The following is a 23,019-nucleotide window of genomic DNA, read 5'->3' on the forward strand; positions in this document are numbered from 1 at the left end:
ATGCGAGTTCTGCACTTTTATAAAACCTATTTGCCCGACTCCATGGGTGGCATCGAACAAGTCATCTTCCAGATGAGCGAAAGCGGCGCCCGTCACGGTGTCGAGAGCACGGTGCTGACGCTGAGCAACAATCCGGCGCCAGGCGTGTTGCAGATCCGCGAACATCAGGTTCATCAGGCCAGGATGGATTTTCAGCTGGCCTCTACGGGCTTTTCCTACAGCGTCTTCAAGCAGTTTCGCGAGCTGGCAGCCGAAGCCGACGTGGTCAATTATCACTTCCCCTGGCCGTTCATGGATCTGGTGCATTTCTGCACGGCCACCAAGAAACCCTGCGTGGTCAGCTATCACTCGGACATCATTCGCCAGCGTCATCTGCTCAAACTTTATCGGCCCTTGATGCGTCGATTCCTCGACAGCGCCGACCGCATCGTCGCGGCCTCGCCCAACTATTTTCACACCAGTGATGTATTGAAGGATTATCGCGAGAAGACCAGGGTCATTACCTACGGGCTCGACAAGTCAGGTTATCCGCAGCCTGACGCATCGCGTACCGAACGCTGGCGCCAGCAGTTGGGCGACAAGTTTTTCCTGTTTGTTGGAGTGATGCGTTATTACAAGGGCCTGCATATCCTGCTCGACGCCATGCAGGGGCTCAATTATCCGGTAGTGATCGTGGGCGCCGGTCCTCTGGAGAAAGAGCTGCATGCTCAGGCCCAGGCCTTGGGTCTGCACAACCTGCACTTCCTCGGCTTCCTCGGCGACGAGGACAAGGTCGCCCTGCTGGAGCTCAGTTACGCGGTGGTCTTCCCGTCTCACCTGCGCTCTGAAGCGTTCGGTATTTCGCTGCTTGAAGGCGCGATGTACGGTAAGCCGATGATCTCCAGCGAGATCGGCACAGGCACCAGCTACATCAATATTCACAATGAGACCGGGCTGGTCGTGCCGCCCAGTAATCCACAGGCGTTTCGTGAAGCGATGCGCACCCTGTGGGAAAACCCGGCGCTGGCGGCGAAAATGGGGGCAAACGCGCAGGCGCGGTATCGGCAGTTGTTTACCGCTGATGAGATGGGGCGCAAGTGGGCGGCTCTGTATGAAGAGCTCTTGGCCGAGAAATCGTTGGCTTACGCATGACCTGGCTGATTGTCGTGTTGTTCATGGCCCTGTGGCCGCTGTGACCCCTGTGACCCCTGTGATCCTGGAATCCTGTGATCCCTGTGATCCCGCGATCCCTGTAGGAGCTGCCGAGTGCAACGAGGCTGCGATCTTTTGACGTTGGTTTCAGGTTCAAAAGATCGCAGCCTCGTTCCACGAGACAGCTCCTAAAGGTCAAGCACCAAAGGCTGTGATCCCTGCGCCGGCACCGCGCAGCAGATCAACACTTGCCCCTCACCGGGAATCTCCGCCGGAGGCTGTGGATAACTCACCTGGCCGCTCAACAGGCGCGTCTTGCAGGTGCCGCATGAACCGCCACGGCAACTGAATTCCGGTAGTAAACCACGACTTTCCGCCAACTCCAGCAAACTGCCTCCGTCGGGCTGCCAGCGGGCCTCCTTGGCCGATCGCTGAAACACCACCGGCACCGAGGTAGTCGCCGCCGGCGGTTGTTCGATCACCACGGCATCAGGGTCAGGCTGACGCCGGAGAGTCGAAGGGCCAAAGGTTTCCGCGTGAATCTGCGCATCGCGAATGTCCAGCTCCCGCAGGCTGTCATACAGACCCTGAGTGAAACCTCCAGGGCCGCACAGGACAAAATCCGGCTGGTCGTAGTCTTCCACTTCAAGGATGTTGTTGAGCAACGCCGTGCTGATACGTCCGCTCAGATCAAAGTCCTCTCCCTCCAGTAATCCTTCTTCCGGCTGGCTGAGCAGGCGCAGCACCCTTACCGCATCTCCCGCCGTTTCCAGGAGTTGATCCAGCTCGGCGCGAAATGGCTGGTCGTCGAGCGTGCGCGAACTCTGGAACAACCACGTAGGACGAATGTGCCGGGTGCGCAGGCCCTGGTACACCACCTCGCGCAACATCGAGAGCAACGGGGTGATGCCAACGCCCGCCGCCAGCAGCACCAGCGGCCGTCGCTCGTGGGGCGCCATGGTGAAATGTCCCTGAGGTGCACGAGCTTCCAGAACATCACCGACCTTGAGCTGATCGTGCAGGAACGAAGATACCAATCCCTCGCGCTTCACGCTGATACGGAAAAAATCGTCGGAGGGAGCACTCGACAGGCTGTAGGTGCGGATGTGATTTTCACCGCCGATATCAAATCGCAACGGCAAATGCTGACCGGCCTGGAACACCGGTAACCCTGCATTATCCGCTGGTTCGAAATAAATCGAGCGAATGTTGCGGCTTTGCGCTTCGATGCGCACCACTCGCAATGGCCGCCAGCGATCGCCCAACGCCTGGGCCTGCAACCGCGCAGCCGCCTGCTCCCAGGTGCCGGTCATCAGGCTGTTGGGCGAGACTCCGTCGAAGCGCCAGCGCAGAGCCAGAGCTGCCGGGCGACGCACCACGCGCTCTACGTCGAAGGTCCACAACCGTTCGGCACCTTGAAAGGCTTCCACCTGTGGGCCATCGAGGAGGATTTCAGTGCGACCCGCCAGATGCAGCAGATCGCCGGAAGTGAAATCGATGAACAACAGGCCCGCCCGAGCATTGACCAGCAGGTTGCCCAAGGTGTTGAAGTGCAGATTGCCGGCAAAATCCGGAATGGTCAGTCGATTGCCATGCACCTGGACGAATCCGGCCTGACCACCGCGATGCGATACGTCGACCGCGCGTTGGCCGTCGATGTCTACATAACTGGCGACGAAGAAGGTGTCGGCACGGGTAATCATGTCCTGGGCCGCGAAATCCAGCGCGCCCAGGCGTTCAGCAATTCGCGACGAAGGTTCTGCCAGCGGGACTGTATGAAACTGACGCAACTGAATGTACTGCGGGCAATTGCCGAAGGACTGATCAACCGTGACGTCAAAGCCTTTGGCTGTCAGGTTGCCGACATGGCCATTGAGACGATTCCTGCGCCGGGTGTGCAGCTCGATGCCCAGGAGTCCGATCGCGGCGCCTTGGGTCAATTGCGCCGGGTCATCGGCACCCGGCAGGCGGTCGAATTGCAACACACCGGGCTGCGGCGAGTGGGCAAATCCAGGCGCGCCTTCAAGCACGCTGGCCCACGGATCACCGTTTGCATCCACCGCACCGTACAGCATGAATGGCAGTTGCTGATAAAACTGGCGGTGCTGATCCGGCATCTCGCGGCGAATCACCCTGCGCCCGAATGCCTCCATGCGCTCGGCTACTCCGACATGCTCTTGCAACTGTCTTTCGCCGACGTGCCACGGTGAACGTTCCATAACGGCATCTCCCCTGAATCAGGCAGTGGTTTGCAAACCAGCGACGGTGCGCGGCATCGGCACAAACCCTGGCAAGGCTTCTACACGCGCCAGCCAGGCGCGCACGTTGGCGTAAGCCTCGAGTGACACATTGCCTTCAGGCGCATGGGCGATGTAACTGTAGGCAGCGACATCGGCGATCGTAGGTTCGGTTCCGGCCAGCCATGGGGTATCCGCCAATTCATGGTCCATAACCTTGAGCAGGTCGTGGGCGCGAGTGATGGCTTCTTCGGCATTGTAGGGCGCACCGAACACTGTGATCAGCCGAGCACGAGCCGGACCAAAAGCAATCTGCCCCGCAGCCACCGACAACCAGCGTTGCACCCTGGCGGCTCCCACAGGATCCGTTGGCAACCAGCGACCGTTGCCATACTTGTGCGCCAGGTAAACCAGAATCGCATTGGAATCGGCGAGTATGACTCCCTGATCATCCAGTACGGGCACTTGCCCGAAAGGATTGAGGGCCAGGTACTCGGGCTGCTTGTGCGCGCCCTTGGCCAGGTCGACGAAGATCAGCTCAGTGGGTAGCTGCAGCAGGGACAGCATCAGCTCGGCGCGATGTGCATGGCCGGAGCGCGGGAAGTTATAGAGTTTGATCGCTTGCATGGTGAACTCCGCAGTTGGGGCGCAGATGAGGAGCTCAGCGCCGAGGAAAGCCATCCTCCACCAATCCCCGGATCTATAGAATCACCAGCATTCGCAATCCATTATTTCACTGAGAGCAATAATTCAGCGACGCAGGGACGGATGTTCGCGCAGTTCATTGACTGCAAAATCCACGAAGCCGCGAATGCGCGCCGGTGCCTTACGGCCGCCCTGGTAGACGACATGAATGGGCAGCGGTGGCAGTTCGAACTCCGCGAGCACAACTTCCAGCTCACCTGCTTTGACCTGATTCGCCACCTGGTAGGAAAGCACCCGAGTGAGACCCAGCCCCAGGCAAGCCGCACTGATTGCGGCCTGATTAGCCGTCACCGTCAGCCGCGGTTCCAGACGCACGCTCAGCGAATTGCCGGCGTCGAGGAATGGCCAATTGCGTTGCAGCCCTGTCGCGGAAGTCGCAATGACCGGCACTTGGGCAAGATCCTGCGGGTGCACCGGGCGGCCGTGAGCCTGGAGAAAGGACGGCGACGCACAGATGACCCGGCGAACCTCACCCACCCCAATAGCATGGTGATTACTGTCGGCCAGCTCGCCAATGCGCACGGCGACATCAACACCCTCCTCGACCATGCTGACGATTCGATCAACCAGTAAAGCGTTGATGCTGACTTCAGGAAACCGCGTCAGGTAACTCACCATGATCGGTGTGACAAAAAGATCGCCAAACAGAACGGGGGCGGTCACCGTTAACTGCCCACGGGGCTGGGCATGACTGCCCGCCGCCGAATCCTCGGCTTCCTGCACTTCGCCAAGAATTCTCCGACAATCCTCCAGATAACGCTGCCCCGCTTCACTGAGGTGGACACTGCGGGTGGTGCGCGTGAGCAGCTGCGTGCCGATGCGCTTCTCCAACGCGGCGACTGCGCGAGTGACGCTGGCTGCCGACATACCCAAATGCCGCGCTGCCGCCGAAAAGCCCTGGGCTTGGGCGACGGCGGCGAATACCTGCATTTCCTGGAAGCGATCCATGGAAGGTTTGCTCTTTGTTAAAAGCAAAAGATCGCAGCCTTCGGCAGCTCCTACAAGAGCTCGATGGATGCGATCTTAAGTTCTCACCAGGTTGTGGATAACTTATTCCACAGTCACCGACTTCGCCAGGTTGCGCGGCTGATCGACGTCAGTGCCTTTCAGTACGGCAACGTAGTACGACAGCAGCTGCAGCGGGATGGTGTAGAGGATTGGCGACAGGATGTCGTGGATGTGCGGCATGTGCACGACGTGGGTGCCTTCACCGTTGGTCATGCCGGCCTTCTCGTCGGCGAAGACGATCAGCTCGCCACCGCGGGCGCGCACTTCCTGGAGGTTGGATTTGAGCTTTTCCAGCAGCTCGTTGTTCGGTGCCACGGTAACCACTGGCATGTCGTTATCCACAAGGGCCAGCGGACCATGCTTGAGCTCACCGGCGGGATAGGCTTCGGCGTGGATGTAGGAGATTTCCTTGAGTTTGAGCGCACCTTCCATGGCGACAGGGAATTGTGCACCGCGGCCCAGGAACAAGGTGTGATTCTTCTCGGCGAACAGCTCGGCGATTTTCTCGACGACACTGTCCATCGCCAGCGCTTCGCCCAGGCGGGCTGGCAGACGACGCAACTCTTCGACCAGGGTGGCTTCGACGCCATCGGCCAACGTGCCTCGAACCTGGCCCAGGGACAGGGTCAGTAGCAACAGGCCGACCAGTTGAGTGGTGAACGCTTTGGTGGAAGCCACGCCAATCTCACGACCGGCCTGGGTCAGCAGGGTCAGGTCGGATTCACGCACCAGCGAGCTGATGCCCACGTTGCAGATCGCCAGGCTGGCCAGGAAGCCCAGCTCCTTGGCATTACGCAGCGCCGCCAGCGTGTCGGCGGTTTCGCCGGACTGGGAGATGGTCACAAACAGGGTGTCGGGCTGTACCACCACCTTGCGATAGCGGAACTCACTGGCCACTTCGACCTGGCATGGAATGCCGGCCAGTTCTTCCAGCCAGTAACGGGCAACCATCCCCGCGTGGTAGCTGGTGCCGCAGGCGACGATCTGCACGTTGCGCACTTTGGCGAACAACTCGGCAGCCTGTGGACCAAAAGCCTGCACCAGCACCTGGTTCTGGCTGAGGCGACCTTCGAGTGTGCGTTGCACGACCGCTGGCTGCTCGTGGATTTCCTTGAGCATGAAGTGGCGGAACTCGCCTTTGTCGGCGGCTTCGGCACCATCGCGGTATTGCACGGATTCGCGCTCGACGCTCTGGCCGTTGACGTCCCAGATCTGCACGCTGTCGCGGCGAATCTCGGCGATATCACCTTCTTCAAGGTACATGAAGCGGTCAGTGACCTGACGCAGGGCCAACTGGTCCGAAGCCAGGAAGTTTTCACCCATGCCGAGGCCGATCACCAGCGGGCTGCCACTGCGCGCGGCCACCAGGCGATCCGGTTGATCAGCGCTGATGACGGCCAGGCCGTAGGCACCGTGCAACTCTTTAACGGTAGCCTTGAGCGCCACGGTCAGGTCAGCCAGGTCCTTGAGCTTGTGGTTGAGCAAGTGAGCAATGACTTCGGTATCGGTGTCCGAAGTGAACACGTAACCCAGGGCCTTGAGTTGATCACGCAGGGCTTCGTGGTTTTCGATGATGCCGTTGTGCACCACCGCCAGGTCGCCGGAGAAATGCGGGTGAGCATTGCGTTCGCACGGCGCGCCATGGGTCGCCCAGCGGGTGTGGGCAATGCCCAGACGCCCCAACAGTGGCTCTTCGGTCAGGGCCAGTTCCAGCTCGCTGACTTTGCCCGGACGGCGCATGCGCTCAAGCTTCTCGTCGTTGGTGTACACCGCCACACCGGCGCTGTCGTATCCGCGGTATTCAAGACGCTTGAGGCCTTCGAGCAGGATCGGGGTGATGTTACGTTCTGCGACTGCGCCGACAATTCCACACATGCTATTTCTCCTGACTGACAGCTGCGCAGATCAGGGTGATCCCGCGCGCTTGAATCTGATCCCGTGCCTCGAGCGGCAGGCGATCATCGGTAATAAGGGTATGGACGCTGCTCCAGGGCAGCTCCAGATTGGGTATCTTGCGACCTATCTTGTCGGACTCGACCATCACCACCACTTCCCGGGCGACTTCAGCCATGACGCGACTCAGGCCCAGCAGTTCATTGAAGGTGGTGGTTCCGCGCACCAGGTCGATGCCATCGGCACCGATGAACAGCTGGTCAAAGTCGTAAGAGCGCAGTACCTGCTCGGCGACCTGGCCCTGAAAGGATTCGGAATGCGGATCCCAGGTTCCACCGGTCATCAACAGCACCGGTTCGTGTTCCAGTTCGTTTAAAGCACTGGCGACATGCAGCGAGTTGGTCATCACGACCAGACCCGGTTGTTGTCCGAGTTCCGGGATCATTGCCGCAGTGGTGCTGCCACTGTCGATGATGATTCGCGCATGCTCGCGAATTCGCGAGACGGCGGCGCGGGCGACGGCCTGCTTGTATTTGGAAACCGGCAGGCCAATGTCGGCCACCAGTTCCTGAGGCATGGTGATTGCTCCACCGTAACGGCGCAGCAGGAGACCATTGCTTTCAAGCGCGGCAAGATCCTTGCGAATCGTAACTTCCGAGGTTTCGAAACGCTTGGCCAATTCGTCCACACTCACTTCGCCCTGCACGTTGAGCAAGGCGAGTATGTTGTGGCGGCGTTGGGGAGTATTGCGCTTCGACATGACTTGGTAAGTTTCGATTCGAAAGATAACGAAAGCAATCAAAACCTATTACTTAAACTTCGTCAAGCGGGTGGCGATAAAAAGTTCTGTGGATAACCGCGTAGGAGCTGACGCAGGCTGCGATCGTTTGCCGTTGATTTTTCAAGATCAGAAGATCGCAGCCTTCGGCAGCTCCTACGGGAACTGTGGATAACTTACGGTTTCTTGATTTTCTGCGGGCGCTTCCAGCCGTCGATGTTCTTCTGGCGTGCACGACCTACGGCCAACTGTGCGTTATCCACATTCTGCGTAATGGTCGAACCGGCTGCCGTTGTTGCACCGTTAGAGATATCCACAGGCGCCACCAACGAGTTGTTGGAACCAATGAATACGTCCTCGCCCAACACGGTTTTCCACTTGTTGGCGCCGTCATAGTTACAAGTGATGGTGCCAGCGCCGATGTTGGTACGTGCACCGACCTCGGCGTCGCCCAGGTAGGTCAGATGACCGGCCTTCGCGCCTTCACCCAGGTGGGCGTTCTTGAGTTCGACAAAATTACCGACATGCGCGCGCGCTTCGAGCACGCTACCTGGACGCAGGCGAGCGAACGGGCCGGCATCGCTGCCCTCACCCATGATCGCGCCGTCGATATGACTATTGGCTTTGATCACCACCCCCTTACGCAGGGTGCTGTCCTTTATCACGCAGTTCGGACCAATCACCACGTCGTCTTCGATAACGACTTTGCCTTCCAGAATCACGTTGATGTCGATCAGTACGTCGCGGCCAACCGTGACGTCGCCGCGTACATCAAAACGCGCCGGGTCGCGCAGTGTTACGCCTTGAGCCATCAGGCGCAGCCCCGCGCGCAACTGATAGTGGCGCTCCAGCTCGGAGAGCTGCTTGCGATCGTTGGCGCCTTGCACTTCCATGGCGTCGTGCGCCTGCTCGGTTGCCACCACCAGGCCATCGCCGACTGCCATGGCGATCACGTCGGTGAGGTAGTACTCGCCTTGGGCGTTGTTGTTGGAGAGCCGGCTCATCCAGCCACTCAGCTGGGCAAACGGCATGGCCAGGATGCCGGTGTTGCCTTCGGTGATGGCGCGCTGGGTTTCGTCGGCGTCTTTCTGCTCGACGATGGCGGTCACCTGCCCTTGGGCATCACGCACGATACGGCCATAACCGGTCGGGTCGTCCAGCTCCACGGTCAGCAGCCCCAACTGCTGCGGGGCTACTTTCTTGAGCAGGCGCTGCAGGGTTTCAACTTCGATCAACGGCACGTCGCCGTACAGGATCAGCACGGTGTCGGATTCGATGAACGGCACCGCCTGGGCAACGGCATGACCAGTACCCAGCTGTTTATCCTGCAGGACAAAATTCAGGTCATCCGCCGCCAGCCGCTCACGTACAGCGTCTGCGCCGTGACCAATGACCACGTGGATGCGCTGTGGATCAAGTTGGCGCGCGGTGTGGATAACATGGCCAAGCATCGAGTTGCCGGCGATCGGGTGCAGCACCTTGGGCAACGACGAACGCATGCGCGTGCCTTGGCCTGCAGCGAGGATAACGATTTCTAGAGACATGACTGGCTACCAATCCTGGGTGGTCAGCGGCTGCGACCAGGTGATGAATATCGGAAAAGAAAAAAGGGTAGCCGAGGCTACCCTTTTTAATCAATCGCACAACAAGTGGCAGGCCTGTTAGTGGCCAAACTTCTTGCGGATCTGCTGGACGGTGCGCAGCTGAGCTGCAGCCTCGGCCAGACGTGCAGCGGCAGAACCGTAATCGAATTCAGCGCCACGTTCATGCAGGGCCTTCTCGGCAGCCTTGACGGCTTCCTGAGCGGAGGCTTCGTCCAGGTCGGCAGCACGTTGCACAGTGTCGGCAAGAACCTTGACCATGTTCGGCTGAACCTCGAGGAAACCACCAGAGATGTAATACACCTCCTCTTCCCCGCCTTGCTTGACCAGGCGGATCGGGCCCGGCTTGAGATTAGTGATCAGCGGCGCGTGACCCAGGGCGATACCAAGATCACCGAGTGCACCGTGCGCAATTACCATCTCGACCAGGCCGGAAAAGATTTCCCCTTCCGCGCTGACGATATCGCAATGGACTGTCATAGCCATCTGATTGCCTCAACCTAAATTAGCGCCCGTTGCCGGGCGCCGGGATTACAGTTTCTTGGCTTTCTCGATCGCTTCTTCGATGCCGCCGACCATGTAGAACGCTTGTTCTGGCAGGTGGTCGTAGTCACCGTTGAGGATGCCTTTGAAGCCAGCAATGGTGTCTTTCAGGGAAACGTATTTACCCGAAGCACCGGTGAAGACTTCAGCCACGAAGAACGGCTGCGACAAGAAACGCTGGATCTTACGAGCACGGTTTACCAACTGCTTGTCGGTTTCCGACAGCTCGTCCATACCCAGGATCGCAATGATGTCCTTCAGTTCTTTGTAACGCTGCAGAACGTACTGGACGCCGCGAGCGGTGTCGTAGTGGTCCTGGCCGATCACGTTCGGATCCAGCTGGCGCGAAGTCGAGTCGAGTGGATCGACCGCTGGGTAGATACCCAGGGAAGCGATGTCACGGGACAGAACGACGGTGGCGTCCAAGTGGGCGAAGGTGGTCGCTGGCGACGGGTCAGTCAAGTCATCCGCAGGTACGTATACCGCCTGGATGGAGGTGATCGAACCGTTTTTGGTCGAAGTGATACGCTCTTGCAGAGTACCCATCTCTTCGGCCAGAGTCGGCTGGTAACCTACTGCCGAAGGCATACGGCCCAGCAGTGCGGATACTTCAGTACCGGCCAGGGTGTAACGATAGATGTTGTCGACGAACAGCAGAACGTCGTTACCTTCGTCACGGAACTTCTCGGCCATGGTCAGGCCGGTCAGTGCTACGCGCAGACGGTTACCCGGCGGCTCGTTCATCTGACCGTAAACCAGTGCCACTTTGTCCAGAACGTTGGAATCCTTCATCTCGTGGTAGAAGTCGTTACCCTCACGAGTACGCTCACCCACACCGGCGAACACGGAATAACCGCTGTGCTCGATGGCGATGTTACGGATCAGTTCCATCATGTTTACGGTTTTGCCTACACCGGCACCACCGAACAGACCAACTTTACCACCCTTGGCGAACGGGCAAACCAGGTCGATAACCTTGATGCCGGTTTCCAGCAGGTCGTTGCCGCCAGCTTGTTCAGCGAAGGTTGGCGCAGGACGGTGAATGCCCCAGCGCTCTTCGGTGTCGATCGGACCAGCTTCGTCGATCGGGTTGCCCAGAACGTCCATGATCCGGCCCAGGGTCGCTTTACCGACGGGTACGGAGATGGCAGCGCCAGAGTCGGTGACTTCCAGACCGCGCTTCAAGCCCTCGGTGGAACCCATCGCAATGGTACGTACCACGCCGTCGCCCAGCTGCTGCTGAACTTCCAGGGTGGTGCCGGCTTCGCTTTTTACACTCAAAGCGTTGTAGATGCTCGGTACGCTGTCGCGTGGAAATTCCACGTCGATAACGGCGCCGATGATTTGAACGATACGTCCGCTACTCATAGCTGGATCCTCTGAATATTTGAACCGTTAAACCGCGGCAGCGCCGCCGACGATTTCCGAGATCTCTTGGGTGATCGCAGCCTGACGCGCCTTGTTGTAGACCAGCTGCAAATCGCTGATCAAATCACCGGCGTTGTCGGTAGCGTTCTTCATCGCGATCATCCGCGCAGCTTGTTCAGCCGCGTTGTTCTCGACCACCGCCTGGTAGACCTGCGACTCCACGTAACGGACCATCAAGCCATCAAGCAGCTCTTTGGCGTCCGGTTCGTACAGATAATCCCAGTGGTGCTTGAGTTCCTGTTCCGGCGTTGCCACCAGAGGAATCAATTGCTCCACGGTAGGCTGTTGCGTCATGGTGTTGATGAACTTGTTGGACACCACGGACAGGCGGTCAATACGGCCGTCCAGGTAGGCATCCAGCATCACCTTGACGCTGCCGATCAGGTCATTGATCGACGGCTCTTCACCCAGGTGGCTGATAGCTGCTACGACGTTACCGCCGAAGTTGCGGAAGAAAGCCGCACCCTTGCTACCAACAACACACAGATCGATCTCGACGCCGTTTTCGCGGTTTACCGCCATGTCCTTGACCAGAGCCTTGAACAGGTTGGTGTTCAAGCCACCACACAGACCACGGTCGCTGCTCACCACAACATAACCAACGCGCTTTACTTCACGGTCGATCATGAACGGGTGGCGATATTCCGGGTTGGCGTTGGCCAGATGGCCAATAACCTGGCGGATGCGCTCCGCGTAAGGACGGCTAGCAGCCATGCGCATTTGTGCCTTGCGCATTTTACTGACCGCCACTTTTTCCATGGCGCTGGTAATCTTTTGCGTGCTTTTGATGCTCGCAATCTTACTGCGAATCTCTTTTGCGCCTGCCATGTAACACCTATCAGGTTAGCAAGCGGGAGCCTCGCGGCTCCCGCTGCGGCTTACCAGGTTTGGGTGGCCTTGAACTTCTCGATACCGGCTTTCATGCCAGCGTCGATTTCGTCATTGAAGTCACCCTTCACGTTGATCTTCGCCATCAAATCGGCGTGATCGCGGTTGAAGAAAGCAATCAGCGCTTGTTCGAAGCTGCCGATCTTGGCGATTTCAACGTCAGTCAGGAACCCACGCTCAGCGGCATACAGCGACAGCGCCATGTCAGCGATCGACATTGGTGCGTATTGCTTCTGCTTCATCAGCTCGGTAACGCGCTGACCATGCTCAAGTTGCTTACGGGTCGCTTCGTCCAGGTCAGAAGCGAACTGGGCGAATGCCGCCAGTTCACGGTACTGAGCCAGAGCGGTACGGATACCACCGGAGAGCTTCTTGATGATCTTGGTCTGAGCGGCACCACCCACACGGGATACCGAAACACCGGCGTTCACAGCAGGACGGATCCCGGAGTTGAACATGGCCGATTCCAGGAAGATCTGACCGTCGGTGATGGAAATCACGTTGGTCGGAACGAACGCGGAAACGTCGCCAGCCTGGGTTTCGATGATCGGCAGTGCGGTCAGGGAACCGGTTTTGCCGGTCACTGCGCCGTTGGTGAACTTCTCTACGTATTCTTCCGAAACGCGGGATGCGCGCTCCAGCAGACGGGAGTGGAGATAGAACACGTCGCCTGGGTAAGCTTCACGGCCTGGTGGACGGCGCAGCAGCAGGGAAATCTGGCGGTAAGCCACTGCTTGCTTGGAAAGATCGTCATAAACGATCAGCGCGTCTTCACCGCGGTCGCGGAAGAATTCACCCATGGTGCAACCGGAGTACGGAGCCAGGAACTGCAGTGCTGCAGATTCCGAAGCGCTCGCGGCAACGACGATGGTGTTAGCCAGTGCGCCGTTTTCTTCCAGCTTGCGAACCACGTTGGCGATGGTCGATTGCTTCTGACCGATCGCTACGTAGACGCAGAAAATGCCGCTGTTTTTCTGGTTGATGATCGCGTCGATGGCCAGAGCGGTTTTACCGATCTGACGGTCACCGATGATCAGCTCACGCTGGCCACGGCCGACAGGGATCATGGCATCGACAGCCTTGTAGCCAGTCTGTACAGGCTGGTCTACCGACTTACGCCAGATCACGCCTGGAGCAACTTTCTCGACCGCGTCGGTCTCGGTGTTGCCCAGTGGACCTTTGCCGTCAACAGGGTTACCCAGTGCGTCGACTACGCGACCCAGCAGTTCCTTACCAACCGGAACTTCGAGGATGCGGCCAGTGCACTTGGCGCTCATGCCTTCAGCCAGAGACTGGTAGGAGCCCAAAACTACGGCACCTACGGAGTCCTGCTCCAGGTTGAGAGCCATACCGAAGACGCCGCCCGGAAACTCGATCATCTCGCCGTACATTACGTCGGCCAGACCGTGAATCCGCACGATACCGTCAGATACGCTGACGACAGTGCCTTCGTTACGGGCTTGGGAGGTCACATCGAGCTTGTCGATGCGGCCCTTGATAATTTCACTTATTTCGGAAGGATTGAGTTGCTGCATTGCTCTGCTGCCCCTTCAAACTCAAGATTTCAATGCTTCGGCCAGGCTCGCGAGTTTGCCGCGAACCGAGCCATCGATAACCAGGTCGCCGGCGCGGATGACAATGCCCCCAATAAGGGATTTGTCTTCCTCGACTTGCAGGCGCACTTCCCGGTTGAGTCGTGCACTGAGAACCTTGGCGAGTTTGTCTTGCTGTTCTTGGTTCAATGCAAAAGCACTGGTCACTTCAACGTCTACCGACTTCTCTTGTTCAGCCTTGTACAGGTCGAACAGAGCGGATATCTCCGGCAAAAGCGGGAGACGGTCGTTTTCGGCAACGACGTTGATGAAGTTCTGTGCCTTGGCATCAAACTTGTCGCCGCACACGTCAATAAACGTGGCGGCCTTGTCTGCGCTCGTCAGTCGCGGGGCCTTGAGCACGCGCTGCATGGTGTCGTCTTGCGACACTGCTGCAGCCAGGCCGAGCATGGCTGACCAAGAGGCCAGTTGCTGGTGGGCCTGGGCGTGCTCGAAGGCTGCCTTAGCGTAAGGTCGGGCCAACGTGGTCAATTCTGCCATGATCGCCCTCGCTTAAATTTCAGCAGCCAGTTTGTTTACCAGCTCCGCGTGCGCGTTTTGATCGATTGTGGCACCCAGGATCTTCTCGGCGCCGCCGACAGCCAGAGCACCCAGTTGGGCACGCAGAGCGTCTTTGACACTGTTCAGTTCCTGTTCGATCTCGGCCTGAGCCTGAACCTTCACACGGTCAGCGTCGATACGGGCCTTTTCAACGGCCTCTTCAACAATCTGGTTACCGCGTTTCTTGGCTTGCTCAATGATTTCGGCTGCCTGAGCTTTCGCTTCGCGCAGTTGCTGACCCGCTTTATCTTGGGCCAGCTCCAGGTCGCGAGCTGCTCGGGCGGCAGCGTCCAGTCCATCCGCGATCTTCTTCTGACGTTCGTGCAAAGCCGCGATGACCGGAGGCCACACGAACTTCATGCAAAACAGTACAAAAATGAAGAACGCAACGGACTGGCCAATCAGGGTTGCATTAATGTTCACGCCAACACCTCGCTCGTTCGTTGCACATCACACCAATTACTCGAAGGCGAGTAATTAGCCAGCGAGTTGACCAACGAATGGGTTCGCGAAAGTGAAGAACAGAGCGATACCAACACCGATCATGGTTACGGCGTCGAGCAGACCGGCAACGATGAACATTTTAACTTGCAGCATTGGAACCATCTCTGGCTGACGCGCTGCGCCTTCCAGGAACTTGCCACCCAACAGGCCGAAACCAATTGCGGTACCCAGTGCGCCCAGGCCGATCAACAGTGCAACAGCGATAGCGGTTAGACCAACTACAGTTTCCATCTTTCCTCCCGACTTTTACGTCGTATGGTTTAGGTTTTTTAGATTTTAAAGCGGTAAAACAAATCGTTTCATAGCCCTGTTAGGGCACCCACCCGTTTGACCGGGTGGGACATCAGACCAGTCGAGACTGGTCTTAATGGTTCTCTTCGTGCGCCATCGACAGGTAGACGATGGTCAGCATCATGAAGATAAACGCCTGCAGGGTGATGATCAGGATGTGGAACACAGCCCACGCCCACTGCAGAACTACGCCCAGGCCGCTAAGCCAGAGCAGACCGCTGCCGAACATCACAGCAATCAGAATGAAGACCAGCTCGCCGGCGTACATGTTGCCGAACAGACGCAGTGCCAGGGAGATAGGCTTGGCGATCAGCGTCACGAACTCCAGCAGGAAGTTCACCGGAATCAGCAGGGCTTGAACGAAGATGTTCTTGCTGCCGAAAGGGTGCAGGGTCAGTTCGCCGATGAAGCCGCCGATGCCCTTGACCTTGATGCTGTAGAAAATGATCAACGCGAACACCGACAGGGCCATGCCCAGGGTAGCGTTCGGGTCAGTGGTGGATACGGCACGGAAAGGAATGTGCGCATCACCCGTGATCAGGATGGCCAGCTGAGGAATCCAGTCAACCGGGATCAGGTCGACGGCGTTCATCAGGAAGACCCAGACGAAGATGGTCAGTGCCAGCGGTGCGATCACCGGGCTACGGCCATGGAAGCTGTCTTTCACGCTGCCATCGACGAATTCGACCAATACTTCAACGAAGTTCTGCAAAGCACCAGGCTGACCGGATGTCGCTTTCTTTGCCGCCATGCGGAAAAGAAGAACGAAAATCAGACCCAAAGCGACCGACCAGCCGAGAGTATCGACGTGGAAAGCCCAGAAGCCCATTTCTTTGGCCTCTGCTGCGGTGTGGGCAAAACCCCACCCGCTTGTTGGGTGCTGACCGAAGGTCAGGTTCTGCAAGTGGTGCTGGATATAGCCCGAAGCGGTTGTCTCTGCCATGGTTGCCTCAAACGCCCTAAGGTCTCGAAAGTCTTGTTCTCATCAGCAGGGGCGCGAACCAGCTGACCAGTTGGGTCAACACGAAGACGCCAAATACAGCTAGCGGCGCCAATGGCTTCACACCTGCAAACGTCAATGCAAAGAGCACTGCCGTCAAAATCAGTTTGCCCGCCTCACCGGCATAAAAAGACCGGACGATGGCTTGGGCTGCTCGGGCGCCGGAAAACCGAAATGCCCTGTGAGCGAAATAAACATTGGGCAGCAAGGCTATCAGGCCTCCGCAAAGTCCCGAGTACCCGGCAACGACCCCGTGCCATTGCCAGAGCGCCAAAGCGGCGATCAGCAAAACGACAAATTGAGCCATTAACACCGGAAAAACTGCCAGGCGATGGAACGGCAAGCGGTTTGGCGTGCGGCTTTCCATCACTTTTGCTCTCCAATGGTCGGCTGCCAGAATTCAATAACTTGGCATAATTTGTGCCGACAAAATGCGCGCAGAGTATAGGGGCGGTTCAGCCCCTATTCAACTGTCAGGTAGTGATTTCCGACTGCTCGCTACATGAGGAAATGTTTCAGCGAATGTGTGCAAGGACACCCTGGAGCTCATCCAGGGAGTTGTAGCCAATCACCAACTGGCCCTTGCCCTTCTTTCCGTGCCTGATCTGCACCGCAGAGCCCAGGCGCTCGGCCAGGCGCTGCTCGAGCCTGGCGATATCCGGGTCTGGTTTAGCCGGTTCAACAGGCTCCGGTTTGCCGTTCAACCACTGCCGAACCAGTGCCTCGGTTTGGCGCACGGTCAGCCCCCGTGCGACAACATGTCGCGCCCCTTCAACCTGCTGATTCTCCGGTAAACCGAGCAACGCACGAGCGTGGCCCATTTCCAGATCCCCATGGGACAGCATGGTCTTGATTACTTCGGGCAACGCGATCAAGCGTAGCAGGTTGGCTACGGTCACGCGGGATTTACCCACCGCTTCTGCCACCTGCTGCTGGGTCAGCTGGAATTCCTGCTGCAAACGCTGCAGGGCCACCGCCTCCTCGACTGGATTCAGGTCTTCGCGCTGGATGTTCTCGATCAGCGCCATGGCGATCGCAGTCTCGTCCGGCACGTCACGCACCATTGCGGGGATCGTTTCCTGGCCAGCCTGCTGGCTCGCACGCCAACGACGCTCGCCGGCAATGATTTCAAAACGCCCGCCGCCGATTGGACGAACCACAATCGGTTGCATCACGCCCTGGGCCTTGATGGACTGCGCCAGCTCCTCCAGCGCCTGGGGATCCATGTCCCGGCGCGGCTGATACTTGCCCCGCTGGATCAGGTCCAGCGGCAGGTGCTGCAGTTCGCGCTGATCAGCCTGGACCGCCTGCTCTTCCAGCGAACTGACGGTAGGACCGCTCAGCAGTGCATCCAGTCCACGTCCGAGACCTCGTTTCTTGACGGCCATGGGGATTCCTTAAGTTGCCTGAGCAGCGGCTGTACGTGAATTTTTGCGTTGGCGACGAACCATCTCGCCCGCCAAAGCCAGGTAGGCAATGGCGCCCCGCGATGATTTGTCGTACGCCAGCGCCGGCATGCCGTAACTCGGCGCTTCAGCCAAGCGGATGTTGCGCGGAATGACGGTGTCGTAGAGCTGATCGCCAAAATGCTCCTTGAGCTGCGCCGACACGTCGTTCATCAGGCTCAGTCGCGGGTCGTACATGGTCCGCAGCAGGCCTTCGACCTTCAGGTTCGGATTAAGCAGCTCGGCGATGCGCTTGATGTTATCCACAAGGTCGCTCAGGCCTTCGAGTGCGAAATATTCACACTGCATGGGGATAATTACCCCGTCAGCGGCAACCAGGGCGTTGAGCGTGAGCATCGACAGCGAAGGTGGGCAGTCGATCAAAATGTAATCGTAGTTCTCGCGGATAGGCGCCAGCGCGCTGCGCAGACGACTCTCCTTCATCTGCATTTCCAGCAGAACCACTTCGGCCGCAGTCAGGTCACGGTTGGCCGGCAGCAGTTGGTAACCACCGTGCTCGGAGTAGTGCATGGCCTGAGCCAGGTCACACTCACCGATCAACAGGTCGTAGACCGAATTTTCCAGGCCGTGCTTGTCCACACCGCTACCCATGGTGGCGTTGCCCTGTGGATCTAGATCGATCAACAGCACCCGACGCTTGGTAGCGACCAGGGATGCTGCGAGGTTAATGCAGGTGGTGGTTTTACCCACACCACCTTTCTGGTTCGCAATCGCGAATACCTTAGCCATTCTTGCTTTTGTTCCCAATCATGCCGTGCGGCGCAGTATCAGCAGATGGCGTTGGCCTTGGCAACCAGGTACGGCCAGGGCGTGTTCGCTATCGAGGTGGAAGTCTGCCGGCAATGCTACCAGCTCATCGGCCGGATGAACGCCCTTCATTGCCAGCCAACGTGTGTTGCTGTCGCCGAGGTGGCGAGTCCAGTTGCTGAAGTTTTCCATGCTGCTGAAAGCCCGGGAGATGATCCCGTTGAATGGCTCGGCAGGCTGGAAGGCTTCGACGCGACTGTGGATAACTTGCAGGTTGTCCAGTTTCAGCTCGAGTTTGACCTGGGTCAGGAACCGGGTTTTCTTGCCGTTGCTGTCGAGGCAGGTCACTTGCGACTGCGGAAACAGGATGGCCAACGGGATGCCGGGCATCCCGCCGCCGCTGCCGACGTCGAGCCAGCGACCGTCTTGGACGAAAGACATCACGCTCAAACTGTCGAGCAGGTGGCGGGAAACCATTTCATCCGGATCTCGGACGGCGGTCAGGTTGTAGGCCTTGTTCCATTTGATCAACAGGGCGAGATAACCCAGCAGCTGTGCGTGCTGGGTCTCGGTCAGTGTGACACCGAGCTGGCGCGCACCTGTGGATAACTCTTCGGCATGTTGCGAGGTGACCAACGAACTCAAGCGCTTTGCTCCAACTGACGGCCCGCGCCGCGTTTTTTCAAATGAATCATCAACAGCGAAATGGCTGCCGGGGTAACGCCGGGAATACGTGACGCCTGGCCAAGTGTCTCAGGACGGGTCGCACCGAGTTTGCTCTGGATCTCCTTGGAGAGACCGGAGATATTCGTGTAATCGATATCCACAGGCAATTTGGTGTCTTCGCTGGCCCGCAGACGAGCAATTTCGTCCTGCTGCCGGTCGATGTAGCCGGCGTACTTGGTCTTGATCTCGACCTGCTCGGCAACCTGTGGATCTTCTGCACCCCCACCGGTCACGGCGATCAGGCCAGCGTAGTCGATTTCCGGACGGCTCAGCAGGTTGAGCAAATTGTATTCGTGAGTCAGCGGGGTGCCGAATTTCTCGGAAATGGCATCGCCCTGCTCGGTACCCGGGCGTACCCAGGTACTTTTCAAACGTTGTTCTTCCAGCGCAATGCTTTCGCGTTTGGTGCAGAACGCCGCCCAGCGGGCGTCGTCCACCAGTCCCAGCTCGCGACCTTTTTCGGTCAGGCGCAGGTCGGCGTTGTCTTCGCGCAGGATCAGGCGGTACTCCGCACGGGAGGTAAACATCCGGTACGGTTCCTGAGTACCCAGGGTAATCAGGTCGTCGACCAGTACTCCAATGTACGCCTCGTCGCGACGCGGGCACCAGGCATCTTTGCCTTGTGCACGCAGTGCAGCGTTGGCTCCGGCCAGCAAACCCTGGGCGCCGGCTTCTTCGTAACCGGTGGTGCCGTTGATTTGCCCGGCAAAAAACAGGCCGGCGATTACTTTGGTTTCCAGGCTGTACTTCAGGTCGCGGGGATCGAAATAGTCGTATTCGATCGCATAACCCGGGCGAACAATGTGCGCGTTTTCCATGCCGCGGATCGACTGCACGATTTGTAATTGCACGTCGAACGGCAACGAAGTGGAAATCCCGTTGGGATACAGCTCGTTGGTGGTCAAACCTTCAGGTTCGATGAATACCTGATGGCTTTCCTTGTCGGCAAAGCGATGGATCTTGTCTTCGATCGATGGGCAATAACGCGGCCCGATGCCCTCGATCATCCCGGCGGCCGAGTACATCGGCGACCGATCAAGGTTGGCGGCAATGATTTCGTGGGTGCGGGCGTTGGTATGGGTAATCCAGCAGCTCACCTGCCGCGGGTGCTGCTCCTTGGAGCCCATGAACGACATCACCGGAATCGGGGTATCGCCGGCTTGCTCGGTCATCTTCGAAAAATCGACTGAGCGGCTGTCGATGCGCGGCGGCGTTCCGGTTTTCAGGCGTCCCACCCGCAGCGGCAACTCACGCAGACGTTGAGCCAGGGCGATTGAGGGCGGATCACCGGCACGACCGCCGGAAAAATTCTGCATGCCGATGTGGATAAGTCCACCCAGGAAGGTGCCGGTGGTCAGTACCACCGAATCTGCCAGAAAGCGCAGGCCCATTTGGGTAACGACACCTCGCACCTGATCCTGCTCGACGATGACGTCATCGGCCGCTTGTTGAAATATCCACAGGTTCGGCTGGTTTTCCAGGATTTCGCGGACAGCTGCCTTGTACAGAACCCGATCGGCTTGAGCGCGAGTTGCACGCACGGCCGGGCCTTTGCGGCTGTTCAACACGCGAAACTGAATGCCGCCTTTGTCAGTAGCCATGGCCATCGCGCCGCCCAGGGCGTCAATTTCCTTGACCAGGTGACTTTTGCCAATGCCGCCAATAGCGGGATTGCAGCTCATGGCTCCGAGGGTTTCCACGTTATGCGTCAGCAACAGGGTTTTTGCCCCCATACGTGCTGAGGCCAGTGCTGCCTCGGTACCGGCATGACCGCCGCCGATGACGATCACTTCAAAACGGGAAGGGAAATCCACCACGCACCTCGTGCCTGCTTTCAGTTGGGTAATCAGGAATAGTTTGAGCTCAGGTTTCTGGACCTGGTCGACAAGTATAGGGACTTCGCCGTTTCTAAAGAACCCTTTGCACAAAATTTAACCAGCTGTGGAGAAGTCAGGGTTATAGAAATTAAAAAGAGAGAAATTTATTAAATCTTTGTTTTTATGTTTATTTCTACTGAGGCATGTTTCTGTGGATAAAACGCTACAGGCCATATTATTCAATGTGTACAGAGATTCAAAACCCTGTGTCCATGTGCCAATGAGGCCCTTGGATAACCGGTTTAAGCCTGTGGATGAAAGGGGTGGTTATCCACAGGGGCAGTTATATTCAGTTTTCAGACCCTGTTATCAACTGCCCTTAGTGGCAGTTATTCACAGGGCTTAATCCACAGTTTTTTGAAGTTTTCTAGAAATGACGGCAAAAAAAACTCCCCCCAGACACCTTCCCGCCGGGCGCGAGCGATTGAAAAAAGTAAATTTGAAGGGGGAGCTTTGCGTGGTGATCACTATTGTGGGACGGCGCAGTGGAAGCTAATAATAGCCATTATCATTAACCAGCCTGATGCCCTTATGTCCCTACCCACCCATACGGCAGCCGTTCAGCACATCTACGAGCAGCACCATTCCTGGTTGTATGGATGGCTCAAGGGCAAGCTGCATGATGCGTGCGATGCCGCGGATGTCGCACATGACACCTTTGTGCGCATCCTGGGCTCACGTAGTGCCATGCACATTCGCGAACCCCGAGACTATCTGGCAACGGTAGCCAGAGGGTTGGTGATTGACCGTTATCGTCGACGCGCTATCGAGCTGGCCTACCTGGAAACATTGGCAGCCAGGCCCGAAATTATGGTCATCAGTGAGGAGGACAAGGCGCTCATTATCGAAACCCTGATAGCTGTGGATAAAGCCCTGGCCAGCCTGGGAATACGCACGCAGCGAATCTTTATGCTGTCGCAGATCGAGGGGCTGACTTATCAACAGATTGCAGCAGAGCTCAAAGTGTCGCTGACAACAGTGAAGAAACACATGGTCCGTGCTCTTACTGAATGTTCCTTGATCATGGCAGGCCTGTGATGGCTACGGCGCCGGATCGTCAAGTGTTCGAAGCGGCTGCAGGCTGGTACGTGCAGTTCCAGGCCGAACCGCCTACGCCAGCACAGCAACAAGCCTGGCAGCGGTGGGTGGACAGCAATCCAGCGCACCTCGCCGCGTGGAACCACCTGGAGCAAATGCAAAGGCACTTGGGGACAATGCCCAGGGATCTGGCTAGACGCGCCCTGACTCCTGGCCAAAATCGTCGGCAGATGCTCAAACTCTTGCTGTTAGGCGCCGGCACCGGCTATGTCGGTTGGAACGCTCAGAAATACACGACGCTGGGTAACGTCTGGGCGGATTACTCAACCAAGGTGGGTCAACGCCGGGAAATCGAGCTGGCCGATGGTACTCAGTTGCACCTGAACACCCAGACCGCAGTGGATGTGCTGTTCGATGATCAGCAACGGTTGATTCGATTGCGCTCCGGGGAAATTCTTGTAAGCACTGGCAAGCTCGGCGACCAACGGCCCTTCATCGTCGAAACCCGCGATGGTCGGATACAGGCGTTGGGCACACGTTTTTCGGTGCAGCAATTTTCAGGCTCGACACGTGTTGGTGTATTGGAGGACCGGGTGAACGTGCGACCAACCAGGGCTTCCACTGGTTCGCGAATACTCCAGGCAGGAGAAGGCATCGATTTGCGCAGTGACCGCTTAGGTGCCATTCACCCTTATAGGTCATCGCAAGCAGCCTGGATCAACGGCCAGCTCATCGTATTGGATACCCCGCTGGGTGAGGTGCTGGGGGAACTGGCTCGATATCGGCCGGGCGTTATCCACTGTGATGAGGGGGCTGCGAAGTTGCGGGTTTCCGGGACTTTTCGACTGGACGCTACCGACGCTGTGCTGGCCAATCTGCAAGCCTCCTTGCCCATTAGCGTGCGCTATTTCACCCGTTACTGGGTGTCGGTCGGTCACGCTGGCTGAGCCTGGAGAAAAATAGGTAGCGACAGGGTTATCTTTTTTTATCCTGACACGGCCCTAC

The 23,019-nt window shown here is 57.9% G+C and carries 22 protein-coding genes; 3 read left to right on the forward strand and 19 right to left on the reverse strand.

Annotated features, from left to right (window positions below):
* On the forward strand, positions 1-1,131 hold the full coding sequence (locus EQV97_RS11745) for a glycosyltransferase family 4 protein (RefSeq protein ID WP_240888966.1): 1,131 nt from the start codon (positions 1-3) through the stop codon (positions 1,129-1,131).
* A 188-nt stretch (positions 1,132-1,319) separates the two neighbouring features.
* On the opposite strand, the gene EQV97_RS11750 is transcribed toward EQV97_RS11745, so the two are convergent.
* From EQV97_RS11750 to mnmG, 19 genes are all read right to left on the reverse strand, one after another.
* A complete protein-coding gene (locus EQV97_RS11750; protein WP_240888967.1) occupies positions 1,320-3,350 on the reverse strand; it encodes a pyridoxamine 5'-phosphate oxidase family protein in 2,031 nt (676 codons plus the stop codon).
* An 18-nt stretch (positions 3,351-3,368) separates the two neighbouring features.
* Positions 3,369-3,995, reverse strand: coding sequence for a glutathione S-transferase (locus tag EQV97_RS11755; RefSeq protein ID WP_122841278.1), 627 nt, complete (start codon positions 3,993-3,995; stop codon positions 3,369-3,371).
* Positions 3,996-4,118: 123 nt separating this feature from the next.
* Positions 4,119-5,021: a LysR family transcriptional regulator gene (locus tag EQV97_RS11760; protein ID WP_122840925.1), complete on the reverse strand. Its 903-nt coding sequence runs from the start codon at positions 5,019-5,021 to the stop codon at positions 4,119-4,121.
* Between the two features lie 102 nt (positions 5,022-5,123).
* On the reverse strand, positions 5,124-6,956 hold the full coding sequence (gene glmS, locus EQV97_RS11765; protein ID WP_122840924.1) for a glutamine--fructose-6-phosphate transaminase (isomerizing): 1,833 nt from the start codon (positions 6,954-6,956) through the stop codon (positions 5,124-5,126).
* Between the two features lies 1 nt (position 6,957).
* Positions 6,958-7,734, reverse strand: a complete 777-nt coding sequence (locus EQV97_RS11770; protein ID WP_122840923.1) for a DeoR family transcriptional regulator — start codon at positions 7,732-7,734, stop codon at positions 6,958-6,960.
* A gap of 194 nt (positions 7,735-7,928) precedes the next feature.
* Positions 7,929-9,296, reverse strand: coding sequence for a bifunctional UDP-N-acetylglucosamine diphosphorylase/glucosamine-1-phosphate N-acetyltransferase GlmU (glmU, locus tag EQV97_RS11775; RefSeq protein WP_225568933.1), 1,368 nt, complete (start codon positions 9,294-9,296; stop codon positions 7,929-7,931).
* 117 nt (positions 9,297-9,413) lie between these two features.
* A complete protein-coding gene (locus EQV97_RS11780; protein ID WP_007969909.1) occupies positions 9,414-9,839 on the reverse strand; it encodes a F0F1 ATP synthase subunit epsilon in 426 nt (141 codons plus the stop codon).
* Between the two features lie 45 nt (positions 9,840-9,884).
* A complete protein-coding gene (gene atpD / locus EQV97_RS11785; RefSeq protein ID WP_045061246.1) occupies positions 9,885-11,264 on the reverse strand; it encodes a F0F1 ATP synthase subunit beta in 1,380 nt (459 codons plus the stop codon).
* A 27-nt stretch (positions 11,265-11,291) separates the two neighbouring features.
* Positions 11,292-12,152: a F0F1 ATP synthase subunit gamma gene (atpG, locus tag EQV97_RS11790; protein WP_045061245.1), complete on the reverse strand. Its 861-nt coding sequence runs from the start codon at positions 12,150-12,152 to the stop codon at positions 11,292-11,294.
* Between the two features lie 50 nt (positions 12,153-12,202).
* On the reverse strand, positions 12,203-13,747 hold the full coding sequence (gene atpA, locus EQV97_RS11795) for a F0F1 ATP synthase subunit alpha (RefSeq protein WP_028620322.1): 1,545 nt from the start codon (positions 13,745-13,747) through the stop codon (positions 12,203-12,205).
* 21 nt (positions 13,748-13,768) lie between these two features.
* The gene (locus tag EQV97_RS11800; protein WP_008027533.1) at positions 13,769-14,305 is read right to left on the reverse strand and encodes a F0F1 ATP synthase subunit delta; all 537 of its coding nucleotides are present in this window, start codon (positions 14,303-14,305) and stop codon (positions 13,769-13,771) included.
* 12 nt (positions 14,306-14,317) lie between these two features.
* Positions 14,318-14,788, reverse strand: a complete 471-nt coding sequence (locus EQV97_RS11805; RefSeq protein WP_008027535.1) for a F0F1 ATP synthase subunit B — start codon at positions 14,786-14,788, stop codon at positions 14,318-14,320.
* 54 nt (positions 14,789-14,842) lie between these two features.
* Positions 14,843-15,100, reverse strand: a complete 258-nt coding sequence (gene atpE / locus EQV97_RS11810) for a F0F1 ATP synthase subunit C (RefSeq protein WP_002555987.1) — start codon at positions 15,098-15,100, stop codon at positions 14,843-14,845.
* 133 nt (positions 15,101-15,233) lie between these two features.
* Positions 15,234-16,103, reverse strand: coding sequence for a F0F1 ATP synthase subunit A (gene atpB, locus EQV97_RS11815; protein ID WP_240888968.1), 870 nt, complete (start codon positions 16,101-16,103; stop codon positions 15,234-15,236).
* A gap of 16 nt (positions 16,104-16,119) precedes the next feature.
* Positions 16,120-16,527 carry a F0F1 ATP synthase subunit I gene (locus tag EQV97_RS11820; RefSeq protein WP_010465473.1) on the reverse strand — a complete coding sequence of 136 codons (408 nt, stop codon included), beginning with the start codon at positions 16,525-16,527 and terminating at the stop codon, positions 16,120-16,122.
* Positions 16,528-16,675: 148 nt separating this feature from the next.
* Entirely contained in the window at positions 16,676-17,548 is an 873-nt protein-coding gene (locus EQV97_RS11825; protein WP_045061243.1) for a ParB/RepB/Spo0J family partition protein, read from the reverse strand.
* Positions 17,549-17,557: 9 nt separating this feature from the next.
* Positions 17,558-18,355, reverse strand: coding sequence for a ParA family protein (locus EQV97_RS11830; protein ID WP_007934331.1), 798 nt, complete (start codon positions 18,353-18,355; stop codon positions 17,558-17,560).
* 18 nt (positions 18,356-18,373) lie between these two features.
* Complete coding sequence (gene rsmG, locus EQV97_RS11835) at positions 18,374-19,018, reverse strand: 16S rRNA (guanine(527)-N(7))-methyltransferase RsmG (RefSeq protein ID WP_205891785.1); 645 nt, start codon at positions 19,016-19,018, stop codon at positions 18,374-18,376.
* Positions 19,015-20,913: a tRNA uridine-5-carboxymethylaminomethyl(34) synthesis enzyme MnmG gene (mnmG, locus tag EQV97_RS11840; protein WP_225568936.1), complete on the reverse strand. Its 1,899-nt coding sequence runs from the start codon at positions 20,911-20,913 to the stop codon at positions 19,015-19,017. The genes rsmG and mnmG overlap by 4 nt, the downstream gene beginning before the upstream one ends.
* A gap of 594 nt (positions 20,914-21,507) precedes the next feature.
* On the opposite strand from mnmG, the gene EQV97_RS11845 reads away from it, so the two are divergent.
* Together EQV97_RS11845 and EQV97_RS11850 are read left to right on the forward strand one after the other, a co-directional pair.
* Positions 21,508-22,014, forward strand: coding sequence for a sigma-70 family RNA polymerase sigma factor (locus tag EQV97_RS11845; protein ID WP_240888969.1), 507 nt, complete (start codon positions 21,508-21,510; stop codon positions 22,012-22,014).
* Positions 22,014-22,961, forward strand: a complete 948-nt coding sequence (locus EQV97_RS11850; protein ID WP_240888970.1) for a FecR domain-containing protein — start codon at positions 22,014-22,016, stop codon at positions 22,959-22,961. The genes EQV97_RS11845 and EQV97_RS11850 overlap by 1 nt, the downstream gene beginning before the upstream one ends.
* Positions 22,962-23,019 lie beyond the last annotated feature (58 nt).

Source organism: Pseudomonas sp. TMW22090, assembly GCF_022496665.1.
Lineage (GTDB): Bacteria > Pseudomonadota > Gammaproteobacteria > Pseudomonadales > Pseudomonadaceae > Aquipseudomonas > Aquipseudomonas gregormendelii.

Coding starts and splice junctions, on each gene's coding strand:
- EQV97_RS11745 (WP_240888966.1), top strand. CDS start 1: ATGCGAGTTCTGCACTTTTATAAAACCTATTTGCCCGACTCCATGGGT.
- EQV97_RS11750 (WP_240888967.1), bottom strand. CDS start 3,350: ATGGAACGTTCACCGTGGCACGTCGGCGAAAGACAGTTGCAAGAGCAT.
- EQV97_RS11755 (WP_122841278.1), bottom strand. CDS start 3,995: ATGCAAGCGATCAAACTCTATAACTTCCCGCGCTCCGGCCATGCACAT.
- EQV97_RS11760 (WP_122840925.1), bottom strand. CDS start 5,021: ATGGATCGCTTCCAGGAAATGCAGGTATTCGCCGCCGTCGCCCAAGCC.
- glmS (WP_122840924.1), bottom strand. CDS start 6,956: ATGTGTGGAATTGTCGGCGCAGTCGCAGAACGTAACATCACCCCGATC.
- EQV97_RS11770 (WP_122840923.1), bottom strand. CDS start 7,734: ATGTCGAAGCGCAATACTCCCCAACGCCGCCACAACATACTCGCCTTG.
- glmU (WP_225568933.1), bottom strand. CDS start 9,296: ATGTCTCTAGAAATCGTTATCCTCGCTGCAGGCCAAGGCACGCGCATG.
- EQV97_RS11780 (WP_007969909.1), bottom strand. CDS start 9,839: ATGGCTATGACAGTCCATTGCGATATCGTCAGCGCGGAAGGGGAAATC.
- atpD (WP_045061246.1), bottom strand. CDS start 11,264: ATGAGTAGCGGACGTATCGTTCAAATCATCGGCGCCGTTATCGACGTG.
- atpG (WP_045061245.1), bottom strand. CDS start 12,152: ATGGCAGGCGCAAAAGAGATTCGCAGTAAGATTGCGAGCATCAAAAGC.
- atpA (WP_028620322.1), bottom strand. CDS start 13,747: ATGCAGCAACTCAATCCTTCCGAAATAAGTGAAATTATCAAGGGCCGC.
- EQV97_RS11800 (WP_008027533.1), bottom strand. CDS start 14,305: ATGGCAGAATTGACCACGTTGGCCCGACCTTACGCTAAGGCAGCCTTC.
- atpE (WP_002555987.1), bottom strand. CDS start 15,100: ATGGAAACTGTAGTTGGTCTAACCGCTATCGCTGTTGCACTGTTGATC.
- atpB (WP_240888968.1), bottom strand. CDS start 16,103: ATGGCAGAGACAACCGCTTCGGGCTATATCCAGCACCACTTGCAGAAC.
- EQV97_RS11820 (WP_010465473.1), bottom strand. CDS start 16,527: ATGGAAAGCCGCACGCCAAACCGCTTGCCGTTCCATCGCCTGGCAGTT.
- EQV97_RS11825 (WP_045061243.1), bottom strand. CDS start 17,548: ATGGCCGTCAAGAAACGAGGTCTCGGACGTGGACTGGATGCACTGCTG.
- EQV97_RS11830 (WP_007934331.1), bottom strand. CDS start 18,355: ATGGCTAAGGTATTCGCGATTGCGAACCAGAAAGGTGGTGTGGGTAAA.
- EQV97_RS11845 (WP_240888969.1), top strand. CDS start 21,508: ATGTCCCTACCCACCCATACGGCAGCCGTTCAGCACATCTACGAGCAG.
- EQV97_RS11850 (WP_240888970.1), top strand. CDS start 22,014: ATGGCTACGGCGCCGGATCGTCAAGTGTTCGAAGCGGCTGCAGGCTGG.